The sequence below is a fragment of the Streptomyces liliiviolaceus genome (genome assembly GCF_018070025.1).
Taxonomy (GTDB): Bacteria; Actinomycetota; Actinomycetes; order Streptomycetales; family Streptomycetaceae; genus Streptomyces; species Streptomyces liliiviolaceus.
The window spans coordinates 57,799-69,424 of record NZ_JAGPYQ010000001.1; the positions used below are offsets into that span (position 1 = coordinate 57,799).

Here is an 11,626-nt window from a genome sequence, read left to right on the forward strand (position 1 = left end):
ACGTCCCACGTGCCGCTTCAGCTCCTCGCGCCGGTAGCGCCGGTGTCGGTCAACTCGCCTGTGTCCGCGAGGAGTTCGCGGAAGGCCGTGGCCACGGTCTCCGGATACTCCATCATCGCCACATGCCCCGCGTCAGGCAATGTCAGCAACCGTGAGTCCCTGAACGCACGCGCCGCGCGCTGGGCCATACGGTACGAGACGAGCTGATCGCGGCCTCCGTAGACAAGAAGTGTAGGGGCGAGCACCCGCTCGGCCTGACGCCACAGTCCGTGCTGGCCGCCCAGGGTGTACGCGTTCACGATGCCGCGCGCCGAGCGGGCCATGACGTCCCAGAAGTAGGGAAGGGCGAGCCGCCGCTCCATCTCCTCGACCGCGTTGCGGAATCCTTCCGGCGTCACCATGCCGGGGTCCCCGTAGCAGAGCGCGGTGACCCCCCGCACCCGCTGCTCGGCGGTCCAGCCCTTGGTGAAACCGGTGAACAGGGCCGCCACACCCGGCAGGGCGAGCAGCGCCGTCGGCACCGCGCTGCGCTGCACCCGCAGTTCCGGGAGCGCCGGTGAGACGAGCGTGAGCGTACGGACGAGATCGGGACGGACGGCGGCCACGCGTGTCGAGACGGCGCCGCCCAGCGAGTTCCCGAAGAGGTGCACGGGCCCGCGCTCGGCCGCGTCGAGATAGCGGATGACCGCGCGGGCGTGTCCGGTCACCGAGTAGTCGCTATCGTCCGGTGGCGGCGAGTCGCCGAAGCCCGGCAGATCGAGGGCCTCGCTGTCCACGAGGCCGTCCAGGAGCGGCATCAGCGCCGACCAGTTCTGCGAGGAACCGCCCAGCCCGTGCACGTACAGCGCGGGTGGCAGGCCCTCCGAGGCCGGCGGCCTCGAACGGACCGTCAGCGTGATCCCGGGGAGCCCGACCGTGCGCAGCCGCTCCCCCGCGGCCACCCTGACGGAACTGACCTTCGGCGCGACGGAGGTGGCCAGCACTGACGGCAGTTCGGTCGAAGACATGCGGCAATGTTACGAGACGATCACGCGCTGGATCGTGTGTTCGCCGTCACAGGAAGCAGTCACGGCCCGGCTGGATCGCGTAGCGCCCCCCTCCCAGGTCTCTTAGGCTTCGTGAACGAGGGCACTCGTACCAGCGCAAGAGCGCACTCGCACCGCTCGGGAAGAGGACTCATGACTGTCGACCCCACCGACCCCGAGGCAATCGAGGACACGGACGCCACCGGCGCGACCGAGATCGGCGTGGAGGCCCCCGAGGCCGACGCCGCCGAGCAGCGGACGGATCTCGCACCCCGGCAGGACGACCCGCTGACCGGGGCGGACCCGGACAGCGCCAGCGAGGGAGACCTCGCCGAGCAGGCGAGAGTCGTGGCACTCGACGAGGACGACTATCGGTGAACCGCCCCCGGGCGGTCCGACCGACCGCCCGGACCGCGGCATCCGGACCGCGGCACCGGGACCGCCGTGCCCGGACACACGGGCACCCGTCACCGGGTGCGGCACCGGGAACCCCACGAGCCCGCCATGACCCCCTATGGCGCGATCTGCACGGTTTCACCGGCGTCCGGTCCGTGAAATTCTCCGCTCGCACCGCGCACACCACGGTTACCGAAAAGTACGATGGCCGCGCGGCGCTCACCGCATGTGGACGATTTTGGGAGGCGGCGTGACAGCCATCGAGCAGACAGAGGCGGCACGCCCGCGGGGCACACGCCTGCCGCGCCGTGCCCGACGCAACCAGCTCCTCGGCGCCGCCCAGGAAGTGTTCGTTGCGCAGGGATATCACTCGGCCGCGATGGACGACATCGCCGAACGCGCGGGCGTCAGCAAGCCGGTTCTCTACCAGCACTTCCCCGGCAAGCTCGATCTGTATCTCGCGCTGCTCGACCAGCACTGCGAGTCGCTGCTGGTCGCCGTACGGACCGCGCTGGCGTCCACCTCGGACAACAGCCTGCGCGTACGGGCCACCATGGACGCCTACTTCGCGTACGTGGAGGACGAGGGCGGCGCCTTCCGGCTGGTCTTCGAGTCGGACCTGACGAACGAGCCCGCGGTGCGCGAGCGGGTCGACAAGGTCACGTTCGAGTGCGCGGAGGCGATCTGCGAGGTCATCGCGGAGGACACCGGTCTGTCGAAGGCCGAGTCCATGCTGCTCGCCTCGGGCCTGGGCGGACTCGCCCAGGTGGTGGCCCGCTCCTGGCTGCACAGCGACCGCAGCGTGCCGCGCGAGCAAGCGGTGCAGCTGCTGACCTCGCTGGCGTGGCGGGGCATCGCGGGTTTCCCCCTGCACGGCACCGAGCACCACTGACCGCCACTTTGTTCCCACAAGGTGTTCGCTCCTGGCGTTCTCGGGCGGAGCATGTACGTCCCCTCACCGGGCTAATGTGTGCTGCGTACGGCGCGGAGACACGCGCACATCAGTGACCGTCGGAGGGACATAGCCGTGGAGGTCAAGATCGGCGTGCAGCACGCGCCCCGCGAGATCGTTCTGGAGAGCGGTCAGACCCCGGAAGAGGTCGAGCGCGCGGTGTCCGAGGCGCTGGCAGGCAAGTCGCAGCTGCTCAGCCTCGTGGACGACCACGGCCGCAAGGTCCTGGTACCGGCGGACCGCCTCGCGTACGTGGAGCTCGGCGAGCCCACGACCCGCAAGGTGGGCTTCAGCGCGCTGTAGGACGCGGTACGCAGTACGCCGCAGAAGGCGGAAGAGGGGCTCGGAGGCCGATGGCCACCGGGCCCCTTTTCATGCCTTTCATCGCCCTTCCATGCCGTTCTTCCCTACCGTTCCTCCCTGCTGTGCGCCCCGTCCGCGCCGCATGTCCGCGCTTCACGGATGGAGCACAACTCATCCACACGGGAGGGTTGCATTCCGCAGGTCACGGGTATGACGGGCTACGACCGAAGTGCACACAGCCGTGCGGAAGGGACCCCCCTCATGTTCTTGGAAGCGCTCGGCTCGGCCATCCTCGGTCTGGCACTGGCCCTGGCGGCGGCATACCGCCTGCCGCACCGCCTGCCGGTCCGCAGGATCGTCCTCCCGACGGGCGTCGCGGGCGGCCTCTTCGGAGCCTTCCTGACCCACACCGCGCTGGGATCCGTCGGCTTCCTGCCGGTGATGCTGGGCGCGGCAGCAGTGGCCGCGGCCTCCGTCTCCCTGCTCCTACGCCCCGCGGGAAGACTCCGCCACCACCACGGGGCAACGGTCTGAAACACGACGACTGAACCCCCGAAAGGCCCCGCCAGGGGCCTTCTTGGGGGCGCGGGGAACTGCGCGACCAGCCACGACGTGGCCCGCACCCGAACACCGGAGGCCCAGGGGCCCCTTCAGGGGCGCGGGCAACGGCGCGACAAGCCCCCACGGACCCGCAGCCGAACGCGACAGGCCCGAAGGGCCTTTCAGGGGCGCGGGGAACGGCGCGACCGGCCCCCACGGACCCGCAGCGACGACGAACCGTCACCACTCAAAGCTCAGGCGGCCAGCCCCAACGCAGCCATCCTCTTCGTGTGCGCCTCCGTGATCCGCGAGAACATCCGCCCCACCTCCGCGAGATCGAACCCGTCCGCGACCCCACCGACGAGCATCGTCGACAGCGCGTCCCGGTCGGCGACCACCCGCTGGGACTGCGACAACGCCTCCCCCATCAGCCGCCGCGCCCACAGCGCGAGCCGCCCGCCCACGCGCGGATCCGCGTCGATGGCGGCCCGCACCTTCTCGACGGCGAACGACGCGTGCCCCGTGTCGTCGAGGACGGCCAGCACGAGTTTCCGCGTATCGGCGTCGAGCCGCGCCGCGACCTCCCGGTAGAAGTCACTGGCGATCGAGTCGCCGACGTAGGCCTTCACGAGCCCTTCCAGCCAGTCGGACGGCGCGGTCTGCTTGTGGAACCCGTCGAGCGCGGCGACGAACGGCTCCATCGCCTGCGTCGGCTCCGCCCCGATCTCGGTCAGCCGGGCCCGCAGCTGCTCGAAGTGGTGGAACTCGGCCGAGGCCATCTTCGCCAGCTCCGCCTTGTCCCCGAGCGTCGGCGCCAGTTTCGCGTCCTCCGCGAGCCGCTCGAACGCCGCCAGCTCCCCGTACGCGAGCGCGCCGATCAGGTCCACGACCGCGGCACGGTACTGGGGGTCCACGGAGGCCGTGGCCCAGTCCTGGGCGGCGACTCCGGTGGGTTCGGCGGGTGCGTCGGAAGATTTGGCAGGCGTCGTCATGAAGCGCACAATAGCCCGCTCGCCGCACGGCGTAAGGCCCTGGTCAATCAGTGTGACGACGACTACGTGACCAAATCGGCCATCGCATATGCGCGGATCCGGGGTATGGTGGTAATGCGCTCGCTGAGTTGATCTACGTAACCCGGCGGGTCCGCACGAATGAGGATGCCCGGTCGGTGGCCCGATCGGCTCCGACCCGACAGCCCTCTCAGCCCGTACGGCACAGTGCGTACGGCATCCGGAGGGACCCTCAGCGGTACGAACGCTTGAGCGTCGGCAGTGGTCCCATGCCACCCCGGCCGCTGGTCAATAGCGGCCGACGTCCCCGGCACGGTCCCCGACACGACCCCCGCGCTCGCCTCGCACCGCGTACACAGAAGAGGCAGCACCCTGACTACTTTCCGAGACCTCGGGATCCTTCCCGAGACTGCCGAGGCCCTTGAGGCCGTCGGCATCACGAGTCCCTTTCCCATCCAGGAGATGACGCTCCCCGTCGCCCTCGCGGGCAACGACGTCATCGGCCAGGCCAAGACCGGCACCGGCAAGACGCTGGGCTTCGGCCTCCCGCTCCTTGAGCGCGTGACCGTCCCCGCGGACGTCGAGACGGGCCGGGCGCAGCCCGAGCAGCTCACCGACGCCCCGCAGGCCCTCGTCGTCGTCCCGACGCGCGAGCTGTGCACCCAGGTCACGAACGACCTGCTGACGGCCGGCAAGGTCCGTAACGTCCGCGTTCTCGCCATCTACGGCGGCCGGGCGTACGAGCCGCAGGTCGAGGCCCTCAAGAAGGGCATCGACGTCGTCGTCGGCACCCCGGGCCGACTGCTGGACCTCGCGGGCCAGAAGAAGCTCAACCTCAAGCACGTGCGCGCCCTCGTCCTCGACGAGGCCGACGAGATGCTCGACCTGGGCTTCCTGCCCGACGTCGAGAAGATCATGAACATGCTGCCGGTGCGCCGTCAGACGATGCTGTTCTCGGCAACCATGCCGGGCGCGGTCATCGGTCTCGCGCGCCGCTACATGTCGCAGCCCACGCACATCCGCGCCACCACGCCGGACGACGCGGGCGCGACCGTCGCGAACACCGCGCAGTTCGTCTACCGCGCGCACAACATGGACAAGCCCGAGATGGTCGCGCGGATACTGCAGGCCGACGGCCGCGGTCTCGCGATGGTCTTCTGCCGTACGAAGCGCACGGCCGCCGACCTCGCCGACCAGCTGCAGCAGCGCGGTTTCGCCTCCGGCGCGGTCCACGGCGACCTCGGCCAGGGCGCCCGCGAGCAGGCGCTGCGCGCGTTCCGCAACGGCAAGGTGGACGTGCTCGTCTGCACCGACGTGGCCGCGCGCGGCATCGACGTCGAGGGCGTGACGCACGTCATCAACTACCAGTCCCCCGAGGACGAGAAGACGTATCTGCACCGCATCGGCCGCACCGGCCGCGCGGGCGCCAAGGGCATCGCGATCACCCTCGTCGACTGGGACGACATCCCGCGCTGGCAGCTCATCAACAAGGCGCTGAACCTCGGCTTCAACGACCCGCCGGAGACGTACTCCACGTCCCCGCACCTCTTCGAGGAGCTGAGCATCCCGGCCGGCACCAAGGGTGTCCTGCCGCGTTCCGAGCGCACCCGTGCCGGTCTGTCGGCCGAGGTCGTCGAGGACCTCGGCGAGACCGGTGGGCGGGGCGCACGCGGTGGCCGCGGAGGCCGTCCCTCCACAGGTCCGGCCCCGGCCGCCGAGCGCGGTCGTGACCGCGACCGTGACCGTGACCGTGACCGTTCGGAGCGCACCCCGCGCCGCCGCCGGCGTACGCGCAACGGCACGGCGCTCGACGCCGCGGAGCCGCAGAACACGTCGCGGACGGCAGCACAGTCCGCGCCGGAGACCGTGATCGACGGCACCGAGCCGGGCCGGGCGACGGAGTCGCGCACCCCGCGCCGCCGCCGTCGTACGCGTGCCGCGGGCTCGGAGGCAGCCGCGAGCGCGGTCGCGACGTCCGAGAACACGGCCGTCGAGGTCCCCGAGGCGGCTGCCGTACCGGCCGTCGTGCCCGTCGCCGAGCCGGTGGCGGACGCCGAGGCCAAGCCGCGCCGCCGTCGCACGCGTCGTACGGCGGAGGTCGCGCAGCCCGAGGCCGTCGTCGTCGAGGAGGCCCCCAAGGCCGAGCCGACCGTCGTGACCGAGGTGGCCGAGGCAGCCGAGGCCGTGGTGACCAAGCCCCGCCGCCGCACCCGCAAGACCACGGTCGCCGAACCGGTCGTGGCCGCGGTGGAAGCCGTCGCCGACCCGGTCGAGGCCGTCGAGGCCAAGCCGCGCCGCACCCGCAAGGCCACAACGGCCAAGGCAGCCGCCGCCGAGACGGTCCTGGACACCGCGGAGGCCGTCGAGGCCAAGCCGCGTCGGCGGACCCGCAAGGCCGCCGCGGCCACCGAGACCGCCGAGGTCACCGCGGTCGCCGAGGCCGGTATCCCGGCTCAGGCGACCGAGGAGCCCGAGGCCAAGCCGCGCCGCCGCACCCGCAAGGCCGCCGCGACCGCCGAGACGGCTCCCGCGGCTCCGGCCGCCGTGGTCGCTCCGGTGGAGGAGGCGCCCGTCGAGGAGACCAAGCCTCGTCGGCGTACGCGCAAGGCCGCCGTCGCCGCCGAGACCGCGGTGGACGCCGCCGAGGGCACGACGGCCGAGGCACCGGCCGCCGCGGTGACCAAGCCGCGTCGCACCCGTAAGGCCGCCGCGACCGTGGAGGCGGCGGAGAGCGCCGTGGACACGGCCGAGGCGACCGAGGCGAAGCCGCGCCGCCGCACCCGTAAGGCCGCGGTCGCCGAGGCCGACATCCCGGCCCAGGCCACCGAGGCCGCGGCGGACACCGCCGAGGCTCCGGTCAAGCCGCGCCGCACCCGCAAGACGGCCGCCAAGACAGCGGCCAAGGCGACCGCCACGGACGCGGTGACCGAGCCGGTCGCGGCCGAGGCAGCGACCGAGGCCAAGCCGCGTCGGCGTACACGCAAGGCCGCTGCGGCGGTCGAGCCCACGGAGGGCTGAGTTCCGTATCCGAACGGCCCGGTTCCCCTCACGGGGGCCGGGCCGTTCGGCGTTGCGGGAAAGGCCGGCTTCGAAAGCCCGGTGCCACCGCCCGGTATCCCGCCCGTCAGGTCGCCCGTCAGGTCGCCCGGATAGCCTCCTCCTCATGAGCAGGCCCTTCACCTTCGTCCCGCCCTCCGGGGCCCGCGCGTATCGCCTGGGCACCGCGCGCGGGGAGTTCGCCGTGATCGACGCGGGCAGCCCCGCGAAGGGAACCGTGCTGCTGCTGCCAGGGTTCACCGGCAGCAAGGAGGACTTCATCTCGCTGCACGAGCCACTGGCGGCGGCCGGCTACCGGACCGTCGCGGTGGACGGCCGGGGCCAGTACGAGTCACCGGGCCCACGCGACGACGAAACGCCTTACGCACAGGGCGAGTTGGCGCAGGACGTGCTGGCCCAGCTCGACGCGCTCGCCGACGGCCCCGGCGCCTCCGGCAGCTCCCAGGAGCGCTTTCATCTTCTGGGCCATTCGTTCGGCGGACAGGTCGCGCGCGCGGCCGTTCTGCTGGCACCGGCCCGCTTCCGGTCGCTCACCATGGTGTCCTCCGGGCCCGCGGAGATCTCTCCCGGTCAGCAGCAGCGGGTGAAGCTGCTGCGGGACGCGCTGACCGTGATGGACATGGCGCAGGTGTGGGAGGCGATCCGGGCGCTGGACCCGCCGGAGGACGCCGAGGGTGAGCTGGACGCCGGCCTGGACGACCAGCAGGACCTCAGGCGGCGCTGGCTGGGCAACAGCCCGGCTCAGCTCGCCGCCGCCGGGCGGCAGCTGTGCGAGGAGCCCGACCGGGTGGCCGAGCTGGCGGCCCTGCGCCTGCCCGTGCACGTCCTGTCGGGCGAGAGCGACGACACCTGGCCGGTCCCGCTCCTCGACGACATGGCCGTACGCCTGGAGGCGCACCGCACGATCATCCACGGAGCCGAGCACTCCCCGAACACGGACCGCCCGCTGGAGACGGCGGAGGCGCTGGCCGCGTTCTGGGACGGCGTGGACTAGCCGCGCCCCGTCAGGGGCGCGGGGAACTGCGCGGCCGACCCCCACCGGCCCGCGGTCATACGGCTACGTGTCCCTCACCACGCCGAGAGCGGAGCGCCTAGTACTGCCCCTGCAAGTGCTCCCAGAACCCGTCCCGCAGCGCCCGCCGCAGATCCGCCTGCCCGCGCAGCGAGTACTGCAACAGCCCCTCGGACTCCACGAGCAGCTCTTGGTCGACGGGCCCGGGCAGATACGGATGCCCGGGCAGCAGTTCGGCCAGAGACTCCCGCCCCCGCGCGGCCAGCCACTTCGCCGCGATCTGCGCCCCCACGAACCGCACGTCCTCCCTGCTGGGCCGGGCCACCGCCGACGTCTCGTACGAGGTGGTGGTGCGCCGGGCCACGTACGGCTTGAAGAAGTCGAGGTCGAACGTGCGCTGGCTGTCGACCTCCCAGAGCAGCGGCTCCGCCTGGTTGCGGCCCTCCGGGGCCTCGATGCCCCAGAGGTGGACCCGGGCCCCGTACCCCTGCGCCGCCTCGACCGCCGAGACCAGGTCCTCGTCGCCGCCGATGAGGGCCGCGTCGCTGATGGCGCGGTGCCGGGCCAGTGACTCCAGGTCGGAACGGATCAGGGAGTCGACGCCCTTCTGCTGGTTGTTGGCGTTGAGGTTGCCGAGCCGGACCTTGACGTCGGGCAGCTCGGCGATGGACTGCTGCTCCGCGGTGTGGATGCGGCGCCGCGCCCCGTCGTACCAGTAGACGCGCAGCAGCCTGCTGTCCGCGAAGATCGTGCGCGCCCGGTCGATGAGCGCGTCGATGAGCCCCTCGGCGTCCAGCTCGAAGGCCCGGCGGTCCTCCGTGCCCGCGACGAGCCGGCCCGCGGCCGCGTAGAGGTACCCGGCGTCGACGAAGATCGCGTGGGTCGACGGCGTCTTCGCCACCTCGGCCAGCATGCGCTGGAGCAGCTCGTTCGAGCGGTCGATGCGCGCGGCGAGGGCGGAGAGGTCGTCGGGGTCGTCGGCTGCCGCGATGTCGTCATTCATATGCGCCTCATTGTCGCAGGACGTCACTGTGTGTACACACGCGGTCCCGATACTCGCAAGTAATTAGACGTTCGAAAGTTTTCTTTAGCGTAGGGAATGTTCGTAACAATCAACCCGTTGACTCCTATGGGAACGCGGAGCGCTCGCGCTTCGCTCACCCACCCCCACCAGTAGTTCTCCTCCAGGAGGATGACCAGACGAAGGGAGAAGCCCTTGCGCTTCGAAATCATGCGACTCGACGACGTCGACGGCACGCCCGTGGACAGCACCGTCGTGGACGCCGCCTCCGTCAACCGGATCGTTCAGCAGGCCGCCGCCATCGGGCAGCGCCTCTGGATCCGCCCGGCCGACACCTCGGCCTCATAACAGCGGTCGTTTGACAGTCTTCGGAACCCCCGTCCGGCACGATGCCGGGCGGGGGTTCCGCGTTCGGTCGCGCCCCGCCCGCCCCGCCCGGCCGCACGTCAGCTGTTCTGAATGACCTGGGTGACGCCGTTGATGATCTGCTGCACGGCGATCGCGGAGAGCATCATGCCCGCGAGGCGCGTCACGAGCACGACTCCGCCATCCTTGATGACCCGGATGATCAGCAGCGAGTACCGCATCACGATCCACAGCACGACATGGATGGCGAGGATCGCCGCCCACACCGAGACCTGGGTCGCCACGCTGTCGGCCTTCTGCACGGCGAGGATGACGGACACGATCGCGCCGGGGCCCGCGAGCAGGGGCATGCCCAGGGGTACGAGGGCGACGTTGACGTCCTTGGTCTGCTTGGGCTCGTCGGTCTTGCCCGTGAGCAGGTCGAGCGCGATGAGCAGGAGCAGGAGGCCGCCGGCGATCATCAGGGCGGGGACCGACACGTGCAGGTAGTCGAGGATCTGGTGCCCGAGCAGGCCGAAGACGGTGATGACGCCGCCGGCGACGCAGACGGCCTGGAAGGCCATGCGCTTCTGCGTCTTGGCGGGGCGGCCGGATGTCAGCGCGAGGAAGATCGGGGTGATCCCCGGGGGGTCCATGATGACGAAGAGGGTGAGGAAGAGGGAGCCGAAGACGGCGAGGTCGAACATGAGCAGGTGAGCCTTGCTGGGTGTCGAGGGGGTGGGTGGGGGTGAATGTGGGCGGGTTGCTGCGGGTGCGTTGTGGCTGGGCGCGCCCACGCGGCGGAGCCGCATGTGTCACAGCGCCGCGCCCCTTGGCGGTCGGCGGTGAGCCGTGCCTGGAGGCGGAGGGGGACGTGCGTGGGTCGCTGCGGGTGCGTCGTGGCTGGGCGCGCAGTTCCCCGCGCCCCTTAGGGGGCTGGCGGTGAGCCGTGCTCGGAGGTGGGGCGAGTTGCCGGGCCGCTACCGAGTGCGACGGCGCCCGGCCGGTGGACGGGCGCCCTGTGCCGGTCCGGCAGCGGTGCCGGGGGCTAGGCGCCCGCCGGTCCGCCCGTGCCCGGGACGGGGAACGCGCCCGTCGCCCGGCGGGTGATCTCGGCGTAGATCTCGGGGTCCGTCGTGTACTCGCCGAGTTCGCACGCCTTGCGGTGGCCGTGGTAGTCGCTCGAACCGGTGGTCAGCAGCCCCAGCTCGGCCGCCAGGCCGCGCAGCCGGGCCCGGGTCGGCGCGTCGTGGTCCATGTGGTCGACCTCGATGCCGTCGAGCCCGGCCGCGGCCAGTTCGGCGATCGCGGACTCCGGTACGGTCCGGCCCCGCTTGGCGGCGGCGGGATGCGCGAAGACGGTGACCCCGCCCGCGGCCTTGACCAGCCGGATCATCTCGAAGGGGTCGGACTCGTGCTTCTGGATGTGCGCCCGGCCGCCGTCGGCGAGCCACTGGCTCGTGAACGCGTCCGAGACGGTCGGCACCACGCCCAGCTCGACGAGCGCGGTGGCGATGTGCGGCCGGCCCACGGACCCGCCGGACGCGATCCGCTCCACATGCTCCCAGGTGATGGGCACCCCCAGGTCACGCAGGCTGCCGATCATCGCCTGGGCCCGGGGCACCCGGTCGTCGCGTACGAGCTCGCGCTCACGCAGCAGGTCCGGCTCCTCGGGGTCGAAGAGGTACGCCAGCATGTGCAGGCCTACGCCGTCGAGGCGGCAGGACAGCTCGGCGCCGGTCACGAGCGTCAGCCCGGCGGGCACGGCCGCGATGGCCTCGGCATAGCCGCGGGTGGTGTCGTGGTCGGTCAGCGCGACGACGTCGAGACCGGCCGCGGCGGCGTTCCGTACCAGCTCGGCGGGGGTGTCCGTACCGTCGGAGGCCTTGGAGTGGCAGTGCAGATCGATGCGCACGAGCGGACTCCAGACAAGGCCAGGACAAGGGGAACCGTTCAAGGATAACG

12 protein-coding genes are annotated in these 11,626 nt (G+C 71.6%); 7 read left to right on the forward strand and 5 right to left on the reverse strand.

Translation table 11 applies throughout. The annotated features are described in order from the left end of the window. Positions 1-17 precede the first annotated feature (17 nt). The gene (locus J8N05_RS00225; RefSeq protein WP_210880480.1) at positions 18-1,007 is read right to left on the reverse strand and encodes an alpha/beta fold hydrolase; all 990 of its coding nucleotides are present in this window, start codon (positions 1,005-1,007) and stop codon (positions 18-20) included. Positions 1,008-1,178: 171 nt separating this feature from the next. Between J8N05_RS00225 and J8N05_RS00230 the strand changes: the two genes are divergently transcribed. The 4 genes from J8N05_RS00230 to J8N05_RS00245 all read left to right on the forward strand — a co-directional run bounded on the left by J8N05_RS00230 (position 1,179) and on the right by J8N05_RS00245 (position 3,210). Next, positions 1,179-1,403, forward strand: a complete 225-nt coding sequence (locus tag J8N05_RS00230; protein ID WP_210880481.1) for a hypothetical protein — start codon at positions 1,179-1,181, stop codon at positions 1,401-1,403. A gap of 268 nt (positions 1,404-1,671) precedes the next feature. After that, positions 1,672-2,313 (forward strand): TetR/AcrR family transcriptional regulator, encoded by a 642-nt coding sequence (locus J8N05_RS00235; protein WP_210880482.1) that lies wholly within the window; start codon positions 1,672-1,674, stop codon positions 2,311-2,313. Between the two features lie 135 nt (positions 2,314-2,448). Continuing rightward, positions 2,449-2,676, forward strand: coding sequence for a DUF3107 domain-containing protein (locus J8N05_RS00240; protein ID WP_055610545.1), 228 nt, complete (start codon positions 2,449-2,451; stop codon positions 2,674-2,676). A 261-nt stretch (positions 2,677-2,937) separates the two neighbouring features. After that, a complete protein-coding gene (locus J8N05_RS00245) occupies positions 2,938-3,210 on the forward strand; it encodes a hypothetical protein (protein WP_210880483.1) in 273 nt (90 codons plus the stop codon). A gap of 260 nt (positions 3,211-3,470) precedes the next feature. On the opposite strand, the gene J8N05_RS00250 is transcribed toward J8N05_RS00245, so the two are convergent. After that, positions 3,471-4,208 (reverse strand): ferritin-like fold-containing protein, encoded by a 738-nt coding sequence (locus J8N05_RS00250; protein ID WP_210880484.1) that lies wholly within the window; start codon positions 4,206-4,208, stop codon positions 3,471-3,473. Positions 4,209-4,688: 480 nt separating this feature from the next. Between J8N05_RS00250 and J8N05_RS00255 the strand changes: the two genes are divergently transcribed. Further along, positions 4,689-7,244: a DEAD/DEAH box helicase gene (locus J8N05_RS00255; protein ID WP_247706082.1), complete on the forward strand. Its 2,556-nt coding sequence runs from the start codon at positions 4,689-4,691 to the stop codon at positions 7,242-7,244. Between the two features lie 145 nt (positions 7,245-7,389). Next, positions 7,390-8,277, forward strand: coding sequence for an alpha/beta fold hydrolase (locus J8N05_RS00260; protein ID WP_210880485.1), 888 nt, complete (start codon positions 7,390-7,392; stop codon positions 8,275-8,277). 97 nt (positions 8,278-8,374) lie between these two features. Here the strand turns inward: J8N05_RS00260 and J8N05_RS00265 are convergent, their stop codons facing one another. Continuing rightward, positions 8,375-9,298: an NYN domain-containing protein gene (locus J8N05_RS00265; protein WP_210880486.1), complete on the reverse strand. Its 924-nt coding sequence runs from the start codon at positions 9,296-9,298 to the stop codon at positions 8,375-8,377. 213 nt (positions 9,299-9,511) lie between these two features. Between J8N05_RS00265 and J8N05_RS00270 the strand changes: the two genes are divergently transcribed. After that, positions 9,512-9,664: a hypothetical protein gene (locus J8N05_RS00270; RefSeq protein ID WP_007384531.1), complete on the forward strand. Its 153-nt coding sequence runs from the start codon at positions 9,512-9,514 to the stop codon at positions 9,662-9,664. 98 nt (positions 9,665-9,762) lie between these two features. Here J8N05_RS00270 and J8N05_RS00275 read toward each other — a convergent pair whose 3' ends face one another. Both J8N05_RS00275 and J8N05_RS00280 read right to left on the reverse strand, forming a co-directional pair. Then, positions 9,763-10,368, reverse strand: a complete 606-nt coding sequence (locus J8N05_RS00275; protein ID WP_210880487.1) for a MarC family protein — start codon at positions 10,366-10,368, stop codon at positions 9,763-9,765. Between the two features lie 341 nt (positions 10,369-10,709). Next, on the reverse strand, positions 10,710-11,576 hold the full coding sequence (locus tag J8N05_RS00280; RefSeq protein WP_210880488.1) for a PHP domain-containing protein: 867 nt from the start codon (positions 11,574-11,576) through the stop codon (positions 10,710-10,712). Positions 11,577-11,626 lie beyond the last annotated feature (50 nt).

Coding starts and splice junctions, on each gene's coding strand:
- J8N05_RS00225 (WP_210880480.1), bottom strand. CDS start 1,007: ATGTCTTCGACCGAACTGCCGTCAGTGCTGGCCACCTCCGTCGCGCCG.
- J8N05_RS00230 (WP_210880481.1), top strand. CDS start 1,179: ATGACTGTCGACCCCACCGACCCCGAGGCAATCGAGGACACGGACGCC.
- J8N05_RS00245 (WP_210880483.1), top strand. CDS start 2,938: ATGTTCTTGGAAGCGCTCGGCTCGGCCATCCTCGGTCTGGCACTGGCC.
- J8N05_RS00250 (WP_210880484.1), bottom strand. CDS start 4,208: ATGACGACGCCTGCCAAATCTTCCGACGCACCCGCCGAACCCACCGGA.
- J8N05_RS00255 (WP_247706082.1), top strand. CDS start 4,689: ATGACGCTCCCCGTCGCCCTCGCGGGCAACGACGTCATCGGCCAGGCC.
- J8N05_RS00260 (WP_210880485.1), top strand. CDS start 7,390: ATGAGCAGGCCCTTCACCTTCGTCCCGCCCTCCGGGGCCCGCGCGTAT.
- J8N05_RS00265 (WP_210880486.1), bottom strand. CDS start 9,298: ATGAATGACGACATCGCGGCAGCCGACGACCCCGACGACCTCTCCGCC.
- J8N05_RS00275 (WP_210880487.1), bottom strand. CDS start 10,368: ATGTTCGACCTCGCCGTCTTCGGCTCCCTCTTCCTCACCCTCTTCGTC.